Annotated in this window: 12 protein-coding genes; 8 read left to right on the forward strand and 4 right to left on the reverse strand. The window is 54.2% G+C overall.

Annotated elements, in window-relative coordinates:
* The first annotated feature begins 9 nt into the window (after positions 1-9).
* Positions 10-2,151, forward strand: a complete 2,142-nt coding sequence (gene dacB, locus B2952_RS10105; RefSeq protein ID WP_290736607.1) for a D-alanyl-D-alanine carboxypeptidase/D-alanyl-D-alanine endopeptidase — start codon at positions 10-12, stop codon at positions 2,149-2,151.
* A gap of 6 nt (positions 2,152-2,157) precedes the next feature.
* On the opposite strand, the gene B2952_RS10110 is transcribed toward dacB, so the two are convergent.
* Entirely contained in the window at positions 2,158-2,613 is a 456-nt protein-coding gene (locus B2952_RS10110; RefSeq protein ID WP_290736603.1) for a hypothetical protein, read from the reverse strand.
* A 259-nt stretch (positions 2,614-2,872) separates the two neighbouring features.
* Here B2952_RS10110 and B2952_RS10115 point away from each other — a divergent pair, with 259 nt between their 5' ends.
* Positions 2,873-3,091: a hypothetical protein gene (locus B2952_RS10115; protein ID WP_173365236.1), complete on the forward strand. Its 219-nt coding sequence runs from the start codon at positions 2,873-2,875 to the stop codon at positions 3,089-3,091.
* Between the two features lie 26 nt (positions 3,092-3,117).
* On the opposite strand, the gene B2952_RS10120 is transcribed toward B2952_RS10115, so the two are convergent.
* Both B2952_RS10120 and B2952_RS10125 read right to left on the reverse strand, forming a co-directional pair.
* Positions 3,118-3,354 carry a hypothetical protein gene (locus B2952_RS10120; protein WP_290736600.1) on the reverse strand — a complete coding sequence of 79 codons (237 nt, stop codon included), beginning with the start codon at positions 3,352-3,354 and terminating at the stop codon, positions 3,118-3,120.
* An 84-nt stretch (positions 3,355-3,438) separates the two neighbouring features.
* Positions 3,439-4,950, reverse strand: coding sequence for a PHB depolymerase family esterase (locus tag B2952_RS10125; RefSeq protein WP_290736598.1), 1,512 nt, complete (start codon positions 4,948-4,950; stop codon positions 3,439-3,441).
* A 372-nt stretch (positions 4,951-5,322) separates the two neighbouring features.
* Between B2952_RS10125 and B2952_RS10130 the strand changes: the two genes are divergently transcribed.
* The 5 genes from B2952_RS10130 (at position 5,323) to B2952_RS10150 (ending at position 14,908) form a co-directional block, all read left to right on the forward strand.
* The gene (locus tag B2952_RS10130) at positions 5,323-7,200 is read left to right on the forward strand and encodes an endo-1,4-beta-xylanase (protein WP_290736595.1); all 1,878 of its coding nucleotides are present in this window, start codon (positions 5,323-5,325) and stop codon (positions 7,198-7,200) included.
* Between the two features lie 174 nt (positions 7,201-7,374).
* Positions 7,375-9,156 carry an endo-1,4-beta-xylanase gene (locus tag B2952_RS10135; RefSeq protein WP_173382981.1) on the forward strand — a complete coding sequence of 594 codons (1,782 nt, stop codon included), beginning with the start codon at positions 7,375-7,377 and terminating at the stop codon, positions 9,154-9,156.
* A 184-nt stretch (positions 9,157-9,340) separates the two neighbouring features.
* Positions 9,341-11,212, forward strand: a complete 1,872-nt coding sequence (locus B2952_RS10140; RefSeq protein WP_290736592.1) for a cellulase family glycosylhydrolase — start codon at positions 9,341-9,343, stop codon at positions 11,210-11,212.
* A gap of 172 nt (positions 11,213-11,384) precedes the next feature.
* Positions 11,385-13,652: a glycosyl hydrolase family 8 gene (locus B2952_RS10145; protein WP_290736589.1), complete on the forward strand. Its 2,268-nt coding sequence runs from the start codon at positions 11,385-11,387 to the stop codon at positions 13,650-13,652.
* A gap of 152 nt (positions 13,653-13,804) precedes the next feature.
* Complete coding sequence (locus B2952_RS10150; protein ID WP_173381649.1) at positions 13,805-14,908, forward strand: vWA domain-containing protein; 1,104 nt, start codon at positions 13,805-13,807, stop codon at positions 14,906-14,908.
* 2 nt (positions 14,909-14,910) lie between these two features.
* Here the strand turns inward: B2952_RS10150 and B2952_RS10155 are convergent, their stop codons facing one another.
* On the reverse strand, positions 14,911-16,029 hold the full coding sequence (locus B2952_RS10155) for a GGDEF domain-containing protein (RefSeq protein WP_173381650.1): 1,119 nt from the start codon (positions 16,027-16,029) through the stop codon (positions 14,911-14,913).
* Positions 16,030-16,163: 134 nt separating this feature from the next.
* Between B2952_RS10155 and B2952_RS10160 the strand changes: the two genes are divergently transcribed.
* Positions 16,164-17,192 carry a vWA domain-containing protein gene (locus B2952_RS10160; RefSeq protein ID WP_290736586.1) on the forward strand — a complete coding sequence of 343 codons (1,029 nt, stop codon included), beginning with the start codon at positions 16,164-16,166 and terminating at the stop codon, positions 17,190-17,192.
* Positions 17,193-17,459: the final 267 nt, after the last annotated feature.

Below are 17,459 nucleotides of genomic sequence, written 5' to 3' on the forward strand. Positions count from 1 at the left end.
ATTGCATTTTTGATAACGTTGTCTGTATCCTCGCTCTTTGCAGACATCCCGTTGGATTCGTTCCAGGTCTATGTCGATTCGTTGCTTCCGGGCTCCAAGCTGGGACTTTCCGTGCGCTCCGTGAGTACGGGCAAGGAACTGCTGAATATCCAGGCAGACGAGTATTTTACTCCGGCAAGCACCATGAAGACGCTCTCGACGGCGACGGCGCTCCACTGGCTTCCGCTCGACTACGCTCCCGAAACGAAGGTGACGCTCAACGGGAACATGCAGGGGGGCACTTTCCGGGGCGTGCTGAACGTACGCGGCGAAGGCGACCCGAACCTCTCTGCGCGCTACTACAAGGATCCGCTTTACTGGTTCTATGCAGTAGCCGATTCCATCAGGGCTCTCGGAATCGACTTCATTCAGGGACGCATCGACCTGGATTCCTCCTACTATAGCGGCCCGTGGAAACCGGAACACTGGCGCAAGGATTTTTACGATTTCTGGTACGGGGCCGAGGTCACGCCGCTACAGTTCAACGACAACTGCGCACTGATACGCATCAAGCCTGGTGCGAAGGAAGGCGACCTGGTCCAGGTGAGCGTGCATCCGGACGTGGGCTACGTGCGGATCGAAAACAAGCTCGTCACGAAAGTGGCTCCCCGGAACAAGCGCAAACGCAAGCAGAAGCTCAAGTGGACACGCGAGATGGACCCCGATAAACCTGTCGTCAAGCTCGAAGGGGAATTCGACATCGAGTCGGATTCGACGCAGATTACCGTGCCCGTGCGTGGCGCCATCGGATATTTCAAGGCGGCGCTCCTGACCGCTTTTGAAAAGCGCGGCATCCGCTATGCCGAAGCTCCCGACGCCCCCATGGGCGCCAAGCTCCAGCAGTTCAGTTTTTCCGCGGCGCCGTTGCTGAGCGTCATGGATGAAATCAACCAGAAAAGCCAGAACCTGCATGCCGAATCCCTGTTCCGCAACATGGCCGCCTTCATGACGGGCGAAGGAAATGTCGAAAAGGCGAAGGCCATGGAGGCCAAGTTCTTGAACGAGATTGGCGTCGACACCAGCGGTTTTGTCGTGTTCGACGGCTGCGGACTATCGAGCAAGAACAAGATCAAGCCGTCGTCGGAAACGCAGATGCTTGCCGCCATGGCGCGCCACCCCAAGGGAAACTTCTATATCAACAGTTTCGCGCGCCCGGGCATCGGTTCGGGCAGCAAGCGCATGATGGACCTGCAGGAAACATGGCTTACCAAGTTCAAGACGGGCTACATCAGCGAGGTCCACGGGCTCGCGGGCTACATATTCGCTATGGGCGATACCCTTTCCGTTGCGCTATACTTGAACGAGACGGGCAAGAACAAGGATGCCGACTGCAAGGACATGATGGATTCGATCTGGGTTTCGCTTGTCCGCTGGGCGAACGCCGGCAACGCTTCGTACATGAAGATGAAGGACATGTGGATTGCGGCGCAGGGAATTTCGGGTTTTCATGAACGGCTCGAATACTTCTCCCGCATGCTCCTGAAGATTCCCTATCGTATTGGTCCCATGGGCGAAGGAACGTTCGACCCTATCGAACCAAAACCGCTAGTTTATCTGGACTCTGTCGATTGCGTGACATACATGGAGCATGCGCTTGCCCTTGCGAACGCATCCCACGAGGATTCTCTCTTTAATGTACTGCAGCGCATCCGCTATTTCGATGGCAAAATTTCTTACCGCACCCGTAAGCACTACCTGCTTACGGACTGGGTGGGCGAAGGCAAGTTCTCCCGCGGAATCCGCATCAATGGAGATACGACAATCGTGCGCACTATGCCCAAGAAAAAGTTCTTCGCGTCTAAAAAGATCAAGTTCGATGACCCCGAGCCGCAGGTGCAGATAAATTATCTGACCCTCGAAAAGGCGAAGGCGTGGGCCTCTGCCGTGCACGAAGGGGACCTGACTGTGCTTGGAGTCGCCTTCATCAGCAAGCTCGATATCATTGACGCCTACCATACAGGATTCATCGTGCTGAGGCCGGGGCAGGTCCCCATGCTGCGGCATGCATCGCAGATTCTCAAAAAGACAGTGGAATTGCCTTTTGCCGAATACCTCGAAACCGCCAAGAAAAAAGCTCTCGGTGTCTCGTTCTTCGAATTCGTGAAGCAGTAGCTTGTCCTAGTCGCCAAAATCGAAAGCGAGGATGGCGACCATCTCGTACTTGTCGGGCGAATCCGCGCAGTCGCTGCTTTCGAATGCCGTCCACGCATCGGGTGCCCAGCCGTAGGCTCCCATCGTGAGTTCCTTGCCAAGGGCTATTTCGGCGTTCTCGATTTCTTCCCAGCGGATGGGGGAGGCTGCCTTGTAGTAGCGCAGCATGCCGAGCGCGTCCATCGCTTCGGGATGCTCGTCGACGAGCCTGTAGGCGCAGGCCTTGAAGTTTTCTGCCTTAAGACGGATGACGCGGTAGAGACGTTTGCGCCCCAGGAATTTTGAAAGGTCTCCTCGGTGGACTTCGATTTTCGCATCGTGCCCAAAGAACACGGCGAGTTCACGGAATACATCGGACTCCTCGTCCAGCAACGGGGAAAGTTGCTTGATCAGGGCGATTGCTTCTGCGTGGCGTGAATTCATGTGTTTTCCTGTGCGAGATTGTTTCATATATAACAAAAAAAAGCCTTCCGATTCTGCCGAAGTAAGAAAAATAAATGATTTTTATTTTGTGACGGAGCCATTTTCCGTTGACAGTCCAATGGGCTGATTTTATATTTGCGCGCGGTTTAGGATGTTTGTTCAACAAGGTTGGCAATTTTCCCTTGTGAAAACAAGGCGCTGACTGCGACGAAAAAATCTGTTGGTTTGGAAATTTTCGAAGCGGTTGCTTGGGGTTAGAATGGAACTGATTAACGACAGTAGTCTGATGCTGCAGGTTATCAAGCTGTGCTGCATCGCGGGGTTTGCAGTGGCGACGCTTGCGTTTGTTTGTTTGCTCGCGCATCTTCACAAGGAAAAGCCTTTCGTCAAGCACAAGAAGGAAGAATGGGAAATCGCCTTCGAAAGGTGGCTGCACAGGCACCATGAAAAATCCCCCGGCATGCACCGAGGGATTTAGCAGAGAGTACATCTAATCCGAAAATGTTACGGGAGGGTGAACTGCTTCAGGAACGGCCAACCGACGTTGCCGTCGCCCTGTTCGTGGCCGCCGCCCTGCTTGGTGCAGAGAACGACCTTCGTGCCATCCTGGCAGTTGGAGTTCTTTTCGGCACCGAGAACCTGCGCGCAAGAACCGCTGAATCGATCAGGCTTCCGGGCACCTATTTCGTGAAGTCCCTCCGTGGCGGCCGCACCTACAGGATCGCTGTCCAGAAATAGCAAGGTTTATAGATTCACTCCTCCAAAAAAACGGCGCCCCGCTATTATGCAGGGTGCTTTTGGGTTATGGGGGTTGGTTTTATTTTCTTACTTCACGAAGCTGGCGGGCAGCGTGAACTGCTTCAGGAACGGCCAGCCGATGCTTGCGTCACCGTAGTCGTGGCCGCCACCCTGCTTGGTGCAGAGCACGACCTTTACGCCGTCCTGGCAGTTGGAGTATTCATCGCAACCGTTGGAGTTCTTGGTCGGAGCCCCGGTACAGCCGTTCTTTTCGCCCCAGAACTTGAAGGTGCCTTCGGCGCCGAGGAAGTTCAGGCCGTCGTTGAATCCGCTATCGCCGCCCTGATATTTGCAGACCGGGTCGTTTGTGCCGCGGAAGTTGATGACAGAAATCGGACGTGACATCTTGCAAGCGGCGCTATTGGTCTTGTTCAAGTCCATAGCTGCCGGAGCGACTGCTGCAAAGACGTCGGACATCATGCAAGCCACGTGGTTGCTCATGCCGCCACCCATCGAGAAACCGGTTGCGTAGATACGCTGCGGGTCGATACAGGCGATTTCTTTGAGTTTGTCGATCATTGCGTAAGAGAACTTGACGTCGTCATCGTTGGAACAGCAGGGGCCGACGTTCCAGCCGTTACCCATTCCACCCGGTTTGCTGGTGCCGTCCGGGTAAAGCGTGATTACGCCTTCGGGGTCAGTCTTGGCCTTGTACGGAGAACTTCCGAATTCGCCATTGCCGGAACCGCCAATCGGGTGGTAGTCAATAACGAGCGGTACGGGCTTGTCGCCCTTGTAAGCGCTCGGAATATGCATGATGAAGGTGCGCTGCTTGCCATCGACGGTCACGGACATATTTTGCTTATCTCCGACTTTTGCAGTCTTGCCGGAGCAATCGACTACGATAGGTTCGTCGCTGCCAGCGTTGCTGCTGGAAGGCGTGACTTTGCTCGAAGAAGATGCCACGACGGAAGAACTCTGAGGCGGAGCGACTTCGCTAGAGCTTGAACTCGAGGGCCTTACCATTTCGATGGTCACGCCGGTTTCGGTTTCGGCCTGCATCTGGTAGACAAAATTGGCGTAGCCGTCAAGCGCAAATTGGAGCATCGGCAACAAGTCGCCTTCTTTCTTGAGCGCCTTTACGCCCTTGTCGGTCACCATGAAGGTGCTGTTCTGGCTGTCCGCGCTGATGCGGATGAACTTCGTGCCGCGGGCAAGTTTGCCCATGTCTAGGGTGACGATTCCCTGGACGGTCTGAAGGTTGCTTTCCTTGAGGACCTTGCCCAGGGCGCTGATTACGGATACCTTGAGCTTATTCGCGTACACGTTGTAGAGGGTGAGGGTCGTGCCTTCCATGTGAATTGACATGTCCGCGGCCTTGGCTCCGGCGAGCGCATCGCTTCCGCCGCTGAGGCTGAACGTGCCGTCTTCGGCACTGGTGGTTTCGAAACCTCCGAAATTGAAGGTGCTGATTTTTACGCCGGCGAGCAAGCGGCCGGAGACCTTGGATTTTACCACTCCGTCGATACTCCAGGCAAAAGCCAGGCTGCTCGACATTGCTATTGCGCTAGCAACGCCTAAAAGTTTGGGAAAATGCATTTTTGACTCCTTTTTTTCCCAAACACCACATACTTACCGAAACATAATTTAAACCCTTTTATAGTCGGTCGGGGCTTGTGCCCTGTGTAAAGTTTTATTTGTTGACATTTTGGTAATGGCAAATTTCGCAAAAAAGGGCCATTCCGCGTGTTGACATTTTCTGATGGGTGGAAAATTCCCGATTTTCGTTAAAAATGGCTTTTTTCACCGCCTGTGGACATTTGGATAATGCCGCCCTGTAAACTTTTGTCCGTGGATAAACTGTCCATAGAATAGTAGGCGGACCGTGAGATTTATGCCCGTGCGCAAGATAGTTTTATTCATGGCTTGCATGGGATGTGCTTGCCACATCAACATAAAAGGGATGTGGATATGAAAAATATTCTCTCAACAGCAACAAAGGTTGCTGCTGTCGCTCTTGCGGCAACAGCGTATTCTTTCGCAGGGCCCGGCTTGGCCGATGGCGCGGCAAAGTTCATTGGTAACATTACCCAGAGTAATAGTGTCGGCTCAGACTTTACTGCGCTCTGGAACCAAGCTACGGCCGAAAACGGCTGTAAGTGGGGTTCCGTCGAAGGTACTCGTGGCCGTTACAACTGGGGTGCCTGCGATGCTGCCTATAACTGGGCAAAGCAGAACGGGGGTCACTTCAAGTTCCACGCTTTGGTGTGGGGCTCCCAGTATCCGGGTTGGTTGAACGGCCTCAGCGTCGATGAAACCAAGAAGGCGATTACCGCCTGGTTCGATGCTGTTAAGGAACACTACCCTGAAATCGAGATGATTGACGTGGTGAACGAGGCTATCCGTACGGGCAACAACAGCTATCATTCTCCTTACGGCAAGAACAACAATATCATTCCGGCACTTGGCGGCGACAACAATGGTGACTACACCTTCGTGACGACGGCCTTCAAAATGGCGCGCGAACGTTGGCCGAAGGCTATCCTCATTTATAATGACTACAACACCGTCCAGTGGAACAAGGATCAGGGCATTCAGCTTATCCAGACCATCAAGAAAAACGGTGCTCCGGTCGACGCATATGGTTTGCAGGCCCACGACATGATGAGCCAGGGCGGTGGCCAGGGCGGTACCGGTGGCGGCGGCGTCTGCTTGAACATCAATACGCTCAAGAGCATTACCAAGGAAATCTGGGACAAGACCCAGACCCCGATGTTCATCAGCGAATACGACATTGCAACTACCGACGACAATATCCAGAAGCAGTGCTACTCCGAACAGATTTCTCACTTCATGGAAAACGAACACATTGCCGGCATTACCATCTGGGGCTACATTTATGGTCGCACTTGGCTCGACTGTAACGGCACTGCGAGTGGCTGCTCCGGCATTGTCAAGAATGGCCAGGACCGCGCCGCTTTGAAGTGGATGAGGGAGTACCTCAAGAGCAACAAGGGCGTGAACACGACTGGCCTCAAGACGGGAGTGCTCACTCCGGTCGAACCTGTGCCGCGCAAGTTGTTCAAGGGTTCTGCATTCGACATCCCGGGCAAAATCGAAGCCGAAGACTTTGATATTTCCGGTGTCGGCGAAACCAATGGCGTGAGCAACGTTTCTTACAGCGAAAGCGATATCGAAAATCACGGCGACGTGAAGGATTACCGCAAGGACACGACGGGTGTCGACCTCTACAAGAAGGCGACCGGCATCATCGTGGGCTACAACAGCGAAGGCGATTGGCTCGAATACACCGTGAACGTAAAAGAAGCGGGCGACTACACCATGTTCGCAGCCGTGGCTGCCGCCGGTTCTACCTCCAGCTTCCAGATGTCCCTCGACGGCAAGGCCATTACCGATGTCATCAGCGTCCCGGCCGCCAAGCAGGGCGAAGAAAACTACGACGACTACAACAAGGTCAAGGCTAACGTGTCCCTCACGGCCGGCACGCATATCCTCCGCATGACGGTGACCGGTTCCTGGTTCGACGTGGACTACTTCACCTTCGTGAAGGGCAAGGATGCGACCGACCCGGAACCGATCGTGAAGGATGAGCCGTTTGTTGACGATTCCACGACGTTCATCGCTCATAAGGTCCAGTACGACCCGAATGCCCTTCAGGATTACTTCGTGTTCGACATGCATGGTGTGAACATGGGTGTCCTCAGCGCCTATGGCTTCGAAGGCGCTCGGGAGATCCTCCGTTCCTCCGTTGACGTGAAGTCCTCGGGCGTGTACCTGCTGCGCAATCGCTTCACCGGCGAAATGCAGAAGGTCCGTGTAATTAAGTAAGAATCAAATAAATTAACGAAATTTTACAAAAAAGAGCAGATTCCGGGATTCTCCGGAACCTGCCTTTGGAGGTTATGGACATTTTGTCAATGGGAAATATTCACTTGTAGGGGAAGCCGCCCTTTTTTGAGGATATTTTAAAATGGGGAAACTTCAAAAAAGGATGTGTGTAACATGAAAAACATTCTCTCTAGGGCTAAAAGGGCCGCTGTATTTGCTATTGCAGCGTCCACTCTCTCTTTTGCAGGACCCGGCTTGGCCGATGGTGCTGCAAAATTCGTAGGCAACATTACGACTCGCGGCCAGGTCCGCAGCGACTTTACGCAGTTGTGGAACCAGATTACCGCCGAAAACGAGTGCAAGTGGGCTTCCATCGAAGGCTCCCGTGGCCGTTACAACTGGGGCGGTTGTGATGCTGCATTTAACTGGGCGAAGAACAACGGTGGCCACTTCAAGTTCCACGCCCTGGTTTGGGGCTCCCAGTATCCGAACTGGCTGAACGGTCTTAGTGCCGATGAAACCAAGAAGGCCATTACCGCCTGGATGGATGCAGTCAAGGACCATTACCCCGAACTCGAAATGATTGACGTGGTGAACGAAGCCATCAAGGCGGGTGGCAAGTACCATTCCAATTACGGCTCGCAGGGTGGCAACAACATTGTCGCGGCTCTCGGCGGCGATAACGGCAATTACGAGTTCGTGCAGACGGCGTTCAAGATGGCCCGCGAACGTTGGCCGGAAGCGATCCTCATCTATAACGACTATAACACGGTCCAGTGGAACAAGAACGAAGGTATCGACCTCATTCAGAAGCTGAAGAAGGGCGGTGCTCCGGTGGATGCCTACGGCCTGCAGGCCCATGACATGATGAGTCAGGGCGGTGGCCAGGGCGGTACCGGCGGTGGCGGCTCCTGCTTGAGCATCAATACGCTCAAGAGCACTATCGAAGAAATCTGGAACAAGACCGAGATTCCGCTGTTCATCAGTGAATACGATATTTTCACGAGCGATGATAACGTTCAGAAGAAGTGCTACTCCGAACAGATTTCCTACTTCATGGAGAACGAACATATTGCCGGTATCACCATCTGGGGCTATATCTACGGCGCTACATGGAATGATGGTACGTCCGGTATTATCAAGGACAACAAGGACCGTCCGGCTATGACCTGGTTGAAGGAATACCTCGCTTCGAACAAGGGCGCTAACGATACCGGCCTTCCGACGGGCGAGTTGACGCCGGTCGAACCTGAACCGCAGACTCCGTTCAAGGGTAAGGCGTTTGACTTGTCGGGCAAGATTGAAGCTGAAGACTTCGACATCCCGGGCAAGGGCAAGGGCAATAACTCCTATTCCGTTTCTGGCGATTGCGATGATTCCTGGAATACGGAATATAGAAAGGGTACATCTGTAAAGATTGGCGAAAAGAATGGCGGCCTTGTTCTTGGTTGCAACCCGACAGGAAACTACTTCGAATACACCATCAACGTGGCTTCGGCTGGCGACTATGTCGTGTCGGCAAACGTGGCTGCTAGCGGAACTGGCTCCATCGTGTTCAAGGTCGGCGACAAGGTTGTTTCTGATACGCTTGAATTTACCGGTGATTCCTGGACTTCCTTCGACCAGGTCAAGGGTAACATCAAGCTCGATGCCGGCGAACAGATCCTGACTCTCGAAATTTCCAAGGGATATATCGATGTCGACTGGTTCCAGATTACGAAGGCCGGCGAAATTCCTCCGGACGCTATCGCCCAGAAGGTCAGCTACGACCCGAACAGCCGTCAGGATTACTTCGTGTTCGACATGCACGGCGTGAACATGGGCGTCCTGAGCGCTTACGGATTTGAAGCGGCCGCGGAGATCCTCCAGAACTCCAGCGACGTGAAGTCCTCGGGCGTGTACATGCTGCGTAACCGCGCTACCGGCGCAATGCAGAAGGTCCGCGTGGTCCGCTAATAGCAAACCCAAGAGTTTAGCATTTTAGAGACGGGTCCCGAAACGAAAGTTTCGGGATTCGTTTCTTTATGCGTTTGCCTTGTTCCCATGGATAGATTGTCCATGAAAACCCCCTTCCGACATGCGATTTTTGACGTTTTTCAAGGTAATTTTGGAATATAGACAATAAAAAAGGATGTGGTGTATGAAAAATCTTTCTCTCTCTCTCGCTGTCGTTGCCATCGCTGGCCTTGCAACCGTGGCAAATGCCGCATTGGCCGATGGTGGCGCCAAGTTCGTGGGCAATATTACTACGGGTGGCCAGATCCGTAGCGACTTCGCCCAGTACTGGAACCAGATTACTCCCGAAAATGGCTGTAAGTGGGGTTCCATCCATTCCCTTTCTAACGGCAACAGCGGTACAAGCAAGTTCGCCTGGGACAACTTCGACAAGTGCGAAAGCGCCTACAAGTGGGCCAAGGAAAAGCCCGGTGAGCGTCACTTCAAGTTCCACGCCCTCGTTTGGGGTTCCCAGTACCCGAACTTCCTCTGCAAGAAGAAGAATCCGAGCATCACGGTAGAAAAAACCAAGCAGTACATCACCGAATGGTTCGACGCCGTTGCGGCCAAGTTCCCGGACCTCGAATACATCGACGTGGTGAACGAAGCCATTTGGGCGGGCGACAACTACCACTCCGGTTACGGCAAGCCCGCTGCAGGTGCCGAAGGCCACAGCACCGACGATACCGAATGCGGCGGCTCCTACATTATCGAGGCCCTCGGTGGCGACCGCGTGGTGAATGGCAAGCACCAGTACGACTTTATCACGAATGCCTTCAAGATGGCCCGCGAACGCTGGCCGAAGGCTGTGCTTATCTACAACGACTACAACACGCTCTCTTGGCAGATTAACGAAGGTATCGAACTCATCCAGACCATCCTCAAGAATGGCGCTCCGGTCGATGCATACGGCCAGCAGGCTCACGACTGCAAGGGCATGAGCAAGAACGATTTCGAAAGCAAGATGACTCGAATCCATAACGAGACGGGCCTACCGCTCCTCGTTTCGGAATACGATATCGGCGAAGCCGACGATACCAAGCAGAAGAACGATTACGCAAACCAGGTTCCCTTCATGTGGGAAACTCCTTGGGTCGCGGGTATCACTATCTGGGGTTATATCAACGGCTCTACCTGGGTGGCAAACACCGGCCTTATCGAAAAGGATGGCCGCAAGCGCGCTTCCATGAACTGGCTCGAAGACTACTTCGCGAAGAACCTCAACAAGGGCCAGAATGAAGTGACCTTCACTCCGGTCGAGCCCGAACCGCAGCTTCCGTTCAAGGGTCAGCCGATTGCGCTTCCGGGCAAGGTCGAAGCCGAAGATTTCGATATCCCGGGCAAGGGCGTCAACGAAGACGGCACGAGCAACCAGTCCTACAGCGACGATTCCGAAAACCACGGCGATAGCGACTACCGCAAGGATACGGGCGTTGACCTCTACAAGAAGGCGACTGGCGTGATTGTGGGCTACAACAGCGAAGGCGACTGGCTCGAATGGACCGTGAACGTGAAGGAAGCGGGCGACTACACGATGTTTGCCGCCGTGGCGGCCGCGGGCTCCACCTCCAGCTTCCAGCTCTCCCTCGATGGCAAGGCCCTGACCGACGTGATTTCGGTTCCTGCCGCCAAGTCCGGCGAGGAGAACTACGATGACTACAACAAGGTCAGCGCCAACGTGACCCTCCCGGAGGGTAAGCATATACTCCGCATGGACGTGACTGGCGCCTGGTTCGACGTGGACTACTTCACCTTCGTGAAGGGCAAGGACGCGACCGACCCCGAACCGATTGACCCGGGTACGACCTCCATTGCGAATGTCAAGTTTGATGCGGGCGCACTCCAGGATTACTACGTGTTCGACATGCACGGCGTAAACATGGGCATACTCTCCGCTTACGGTTTTGATGCCGCCGCCCGGATGCTCCAGACTTCCGGTACAGTGAAGTCCTCGGGAGTCTACATGCTGCGCAACCGCTTTACCGGCGAAATGCAGAAGGTCCGCGTGACCCGCTAAGGCAAAAAAGAATCCTAATCCATACACCCGAAGCCTCCGGAAAATTTCCGGGGGCTTTTTTGACGTTTTTTCGGCAATTTGCAATCTATTTATTACACGTCCGGGGGTGTTGTTTTTGGGTGCGCCAAGTTATATTTAAACCGGGTGGGAAAACACAAAAACAAGGATGTTTATGAAAACTTTTCTAAAAGCGACAGCTTGCGCGGTTCTCTTGACCGCAGCCATGGGTAATGCAGGGCAGTACCCTTTCCCGCAGAACATGAAATACCCGCATGGCACGATTATTGAATATGCCAATACGGACATGATCAAGGAACATTACAAACTGTGGAAGCAGGCTTGGTACAATGCCAGCAACGGCTGGGTGTATGCACCGGAAGGAAAATGCTCTACCGTTTCTGAAGCTATTGCATACGGTATGTTGATTACTGTATACATGGACGAAGAAGAAGTGTTCAAGAACCTTTATAAGGTTTGGACGTCCAATACGGTTGGTGGCGCTAAAAACGCTGGCATGAATTGGCGTATTGGTTGCCAGGCTGACAACGGTTCGGCTACGGATGCCGACGAAGATGCCGCTCTCGCCCTCGTGATGGCATCCAAGCAGTGGAACAATGCTGGTTATTTGAGCGATGCGACGGCGCTTATTAATTGGATTGCCCAGAACGATGTTGATGGCAATAACTCCCTCAAGCCGGGCAGCAACTGGAATCCGGCTCTCAACCCGAGTTATGTGGTGCCGGGGCACTACCGCCTGTTCGAAAAAGTGACGAATAACAGTAAGTGGTCTACCATCCGTTCTAAGGCAATGCAGGATTTGCTTGCTTGTCAGGATTCCAAGACCGGTCTAGTGGGAGACTGGTGCAGTTGGAGTGACCATAAGACGATTTCTTCTCCGGGTGCAGCCGTATCCAATGATATTGGTTTCTATGATGACGCCGCACGTACCCCGTGGCGTACCGCTTGGGCCTATTACTGGTATGGTGATAGCGACGCGCAAAAGTTCAACCAAACTGTAACAAAATGGCTCATCCCGAATACCCGCACTGCTAGTGGCGTGAATTCTGGCTACAAGTGGCAAGATTACATGAACTCGTACATAGCGGACGAAAGCGATTCGCGCAACTTTGTCTCTTCTACCTTCTCCGGCGGTCTTGGCCTTGCGACTTCGTCTATAAACACTGACGAGGCGAAATCCTATCTTAACACGGTTTTCAAGGTCCTCAAGGAAAAGAAGAGCTGTGCATCTGTGGATGGTTGCGGCGAAAGTATCGCGGGTGAAAAATATTACCCGGCTACCTTGAACATGCTTTACCTCCTCATCTTGACGGGCAATATGCCTAACCTCTATGATCTTTCCGGCTTTACGAGATTCACGCCGGATACTACCAAGGCTCCGTCCGTGAATCAGATTGGCGGAACCCAGATGGAACGCGGCGATACGACTGTCGGTGTCTCGGGCCTTTGGAACTGGGGCGCCTACCATGACAAGCTCGGTATCGGCACCAAGATGGTTCCTGACTCGGGTTCCTCTCCGCTGTTCAGGAAGGACGACGGCTCTATCTATGCCGAAGCCTCCATGAATATCGGTCCTGAACCGGATTATGTCCCGGGCGTAGCGCTTAAGTATCCGTCTGCCGGTATTGCGGTGTCGTTCAAGAAGGAAGAATGCAAGCAGACAAAGACCTGCGGGGTCGATTTCACGGCTCTCGGTATCAAGTATGTCCGCGTGACAGCAAAGACTTCTGGCCCGATCCGTATGGCCGTCTTGAATACCATTACGGATGAAAATGCCGAAAAGGGACTGCAAAATTTGGGTGCCGGCTCTGAACCGGGTATCTATGTCGACAACTCCGATGACTACGTTGCCGTCACCTATGATATGACCCCGGATGAATGGGGCTTCAAGGGTGCGAACGGCACGAAGATAACCATCCTTGACTGGGTGAACAAGAATGCACCTCCGGGAGCAGACATCATCAAGACAATCAAGGGTTTCAAGTGGGAAGTCAAGGATGCTCAGGGTGGCATCGGCGAAATCTCCATCAAGAAGATTGAATTCCTCGATGCGAACAAGCAGGCGATTGACCCTGTCAAGCTTACCGGCATCGTCATTTCGGATGTCCCGGCGTCCTCCAGTTCTGCTGCCGTGAATCCGGGTTCTTCCAGCTCTGCTACCGTGAATCCGGAATCTTCCAGCTCGGGCCCAGACGCCATCCATGCGGTTGCCTCCGTCGGATCGCTCAAGGTCGTGACTTCCGGTATGCAGGTCCGCGTGCTCGGCGCAAGGCTCGGCTCCTCCTATGCCGTGTTTGACGTCCAGGGCAAGGCTGTCGTTTCTGGCCGTATCGGCGCTGCCGACCAGGGCATTGCAGTTCCCCACAAGGGAATCTACCTTGTCCGTGTCGATGGCAAGATCCATACCGTGACGGTCAAGTAGCGAGGGTTAAAGAATTATCCAGAACCGGGGCTCTGCTGCCTCGGTTTTTTGTATATGGGCTTTGCATATGCCGCATAAAACTTGCCCATGACTCTCGGCTTTTGTATATTCTCAGTGCGGGAACGAGTTCCCGGAAATTTTTGGAGCTTAGAATGGATATTGGTGCGTATCATTTTCAGAATCCCGAAGCCTTCTGGCTGTTTATTCTTGTTCCGGTTCTGATTGCCTTATACGTTTACAGGCAACAACGCCGCAAGAGCACGATCAAGTTTCCCGCCCTTGCGATTGCGAAAAAGGCTGTCCCGAGCCGTCGCGTTCGCCTCCGCCATATCGTGCCTGCGCTCCGCCTTGCCGCCCTCTGCTGCTTTATTGTGGCGCTAGCCCGCCCGCAAAACGCGATGGAAATTGAATACACGAATACCGATGGCGTCGACATCATGCTCGTACTTGATGTTTCGGGATCGATGGGAACGCTCGACATGCTTACCCGCGTGGAACAGGCGAAACTCGGCGTGATGAATGCCGAGCGCATCTACAAGTCGGGGGATTTCTGGAAATATAGCCGCATGGGCTATGCGCAGGATGTGATTGCCGAGTTTATCCAGAAGCGCCGCAGTGACCGCATCGGGCTTTCGGCGTTCGGAAGTCGGGCCATGACGCAATGCCCCCTCACGCTCGATTACGGAAGCCTTCTTGAAATCCTGGGCGCGACGGACGAACTGGCTCGCGATTCCGTGGTGGCGTCGAGGACCGCGATTGGCGATGGCCTCATGAACGCGCTTGCCCGACTGCAGAAGTCCGAGGCGAAATCGAAGGTCGTCATCCTCCTCACCGACGGCAAGGACAATGCGAGCGTCATATCCCCGGTGCGCGCGGCCGAGGTTGCCCAGTCACTCGGCATCAAGGTCTATACGGTCGGCGTCGGCAAGAAGAAGGGCAAGATTCTCGGGTTCCAGGTGAACCCGTGGACGGGCGAAATCTCGTGGGCCGAAAGTGACATCACTCCCGAGGAGGGAATCGACGAGTCGACCCTCGTGGCGGTGGCACAGAAGACGGGCGGCAAGTTCTACCGCGCCGAGAACAAGGAACAGCTCGAAGAAATCTATTCCGAAATCGACCAGCTCGAAAAGACCGAAATCGAGACGGTCGTCTATGCGCGCTATGCCGAAAAGTTCTACCCGTGGCTTTTGGCGGGCGCCCTGTTGATCCTGCTGGAACTTCTGCTTGCGAACACGCGCTTCGTGCGCATCCCCTAGCGCTAGGTTTTGGCCGTTGGCGGCTTGAAGCAGTTTTCCTTGGCGTTGTCGAGGAAGGAGTCTATGTTCTGCGTGGACTTGGTCCCGTATTCGGACCAGTAGATGCTGAAGGACAGCGGCCAGGGTATCTGGCCGAGCTGGCTATTCTGCGTGCTCTTGCGGACAATCCCGTTGCAGAGTTCCTCGACTTCGGAGAAGTTGCCGCATTCGTAGACGATGGCGAAGGTGTCCGAGCTGTACCGGGCGAGGAAAAGGTTCTTGTCCTTGCACTGGGAGCGCAGGAATTGCGCCATCTGCCGGAGGGCCATGTCGGGGGCGTGCTTGCCGTGCGTCTTGCGTATAGTGACCAGGTCATCGATGTGGATCTGGATGAGGAAGAGCCTCTTGCTTGCATCCAGTGTCTGCGTGATGCGGCTAAGGTAAGCCGCGAACTTGCTTGTGCTGTTGAGCCCGGTGGTAAGGTCGGTGGAGGAGTTTTCCTTGAGGTCGCTCAGGTAGATGAATAGGATCGTGAGCATGAGCGCGGGCGAGGTAATCGGCATTTCCATGGACTGGGTCTGGATCGCCATGCCGGCAAGCGGAACGAAGACGATGATGGCGAGCTGGTTATAGTGCCTGCGCAGGAACCGGTTCTTGCACTTGAACGAATTGCGGAGGGCTACGGCGCTCGCGCCGAGGAGGTAGCCGACGGAGACCAGGTTCAGGAGGATCCACAGGACGGGATTCAGGGCTGTTCCCGTGTCGTGCAGGTGCATGAATGCCACGATGATGGCGTAACCGCCCGTGATGAATATGGGAGCCAGGATGAGAAGGGCCCATTTCTGCAGCCTGTAGCTGCTCGATGTGACCGCGTAGGATACCATGTAGAACCATGCTGCCGCGATGGCGAGGCATGCGATAATCTTGAGGCATTCGATAATTCTGCAGGCGATGACGAATTCCGGCGAGAGGATTTTCCCGGCAATCTCGAGGGCGGCGAATACGATGAAAAAGTCGAGCAGCCTGTCGAGTGCCCTCGCACAGAGCAAAAGCGATGCCGCCTCCCTGTTGCCCTGTCGGATCAGGAGGAGGACCAAGATGCAGATGACATCAACCTCTATTGCGAAAAGGACTGAATCCATATCAACCTTCTTGTTCTGAATATAATAAAATTTTAAGAAAGGGGAAAATTTTTTGAAAAAAACGCTTCGGGGCCGTTTTTTTGTATATTCTAGGTGCTTGCGGGTGGATTCCCGAGCCGATCCTGGAGGATTTGATGCGTTTTGCCGAACCGAACTTTCTTTGGTGCCTTTTTTCGCTGCCGCTGTTTGCGCTCCTGTTTTACTATGCCTACCACCGCCGAAAAAAGCTTGCCGCGCGTTTTGTCTCGCTTTCGATGCTCCCGAAACTTTCGACCAGCGTATCCCCGTGGAGGCGCCTTGCCAAGGTGACGATCCTGCTTCTGGCCATCGCCTTCCTCTTTGTGGCGCTCGCGCGTCCGCAGTGGGGCCGCAAGATGGAACATGTCGAACGCCGTGGCCTCGACCTCGTGCTGTTGCAGGATATTTCGCTTTCGATGCTTGCCGAGGATGTGAAGCCGAACCGCCTCGTCCGCAGCCGTCACGAGATTTCCGCTTTCCTGGAAGGGCTTTCGGGCGACCGCGTGGGGCTTGTCGCGTTCAGCGGCGAGGCCCAGGTGATGGTGCCCCTGACGCTTGACTACGGCACGGTACAGATGATGCTGCGAGAGCTGAATCCGGGCTGGCTCATGCCTGGCACGAACCTCGAAAACGCCATCCGCAAGGGGATGACCTTGTTCAAGAATTCCGGTGGCGCAGGACAGTATTCGGTGATGATTCTCATGAGCGATGGCGAAGAACTCGAGGCCGCCGCGGTGAATGCCGCGAAGGAAGCGGCAGAGATGGGCATCAAGATTTATACCATCGGTATCGGCAGCCGCGAGGGCGTGCCTATCCCGGTGAAGACGAAAAACGGCGACGTCGCCTACAAGAAGGATATCCAGGGAAACATCGTGACGACGCGTCTAGAGGAAGGAACGCTGCAGGAGATTGCGAGCGTGACGGGAGGCCTGTATTTCTACGCGAGCCCGGGCGAATTCCAGTTGCAGAAGGTGTTGACCGAGATTGCGGGCATGGAGAAGAAGGAACAGGCTTCCGACCGCATGGAAAATTACCAGGACCGCTACCAGATATTCCTCGCGCTTTCGGCCCTGCTCTTCCTGGCCGAGGCCCTGGTTTCCGAACGTGGGCGCCGCCGCAAGCAACTCGCCGGCCGCTTCAGTTGATATAATTAGAGAGGGCTGTGCCCTCCCTAGTCGACAATAACTAAAGGGACAGCGCACCGGCACTGTCCCTTTGGTTTTGGAGGATAGAGGAAAAGCCCTTCTGGTGGGTATGTCTCTCTTGGAGACGGGCGGCTCGCCGAGGCGATGCCGAAGTGATCCACCGGAAGGGCTCATTGTCTAATATAACTCAAAAAGTCCATTGCGGACGCCCAATCTTCAAAATGACTACTCCAAGTTGGATGATTGCCGATTCCGGCATTTATAAAT

The organism is Fibrobacter sp. UBA7003, from assembly GCA_002449765.1.
Lineage (GTDB): Bacteria > Fibrobacterota > Fibrobacteria > Fibrobacterales > Fibrobacteraceae > Fibrobacter.

Excerpts from the sequence above, each read along its gene's own strand:
- B2952_RS10110 (WP_290736603.1), bottom strand. The coding sequence starts at position 2,613 with ATGAATTCACGCCACGCAGAAGCAATCGCCCTGATCAAGCAACTTTCC.
- B2952_RS10115 (WP_173365236.1), top strand. The coding sequence starts at position 2,873 with ATGGAACTGATTAACGACAGTAGTCTGATGCTGCAGGTTATCAAGCTG.
- B2952_RS10125 (WP_290736598.1), bottom strand. The coding sequence starts at position 4,950 with ATGCATTTTCCCAAACTTTTAGGCGTTGCTAGCGCAATAGCAATGTCG.
- B2952_RS10130 (WP_290736595.1), top strand. The coding sequence starts at position 5,323 with ATGAAAAATATTCTCTCAACAGCAACAAAGGTTGCTGCTGTCGCTCTT.
- B2952_RS10135 (WP_173382981.1), top strand. The coding sequence starts at position 7,375 with ATGAAAAACATTCTCTCTAGGGCTAAAAGGGCCGCTGTATTTGCTATT.
- B2952_RS10140 (WP_290736592.1), top strand. The coding sequence starts at position 9,341 with ATGAAAAATCTTTCTCTCTCTCTCGCTGTCGTTGCCATCGCTGGCCTT.
- B2952_RS10145 (WP_290736589.1), top strand. The coding sequence starts at position 11,385 with ATGAAAACTTTTCTAAAAGCGACAGCTTGCGCGGTTCTCTTGACCGCA.
- B2952_RS10150 (WP_173381649.1), top strand. The coding sequence starts at position 13,805 with ATGGATATTGGTGCGTATCATTTTCAGAATCCCGAAGCCTTCTGGCTG.
- B2952_RS10155 (WP_173381650.1), bottom strand. The coding sequence starts at position 16,029 with ATGGATTCAGTCCTTTTCGCAATAGAGGTTGATGTCATCTGCATCTTG.
- B2952_RS10160 (WP_290736586.1), top strand. The coding sequence starts at position 16,164 with ATGCGTTTTGCCGAACCGAACTTTCTTTGGTGCCTTTTTTCGCTGCCG.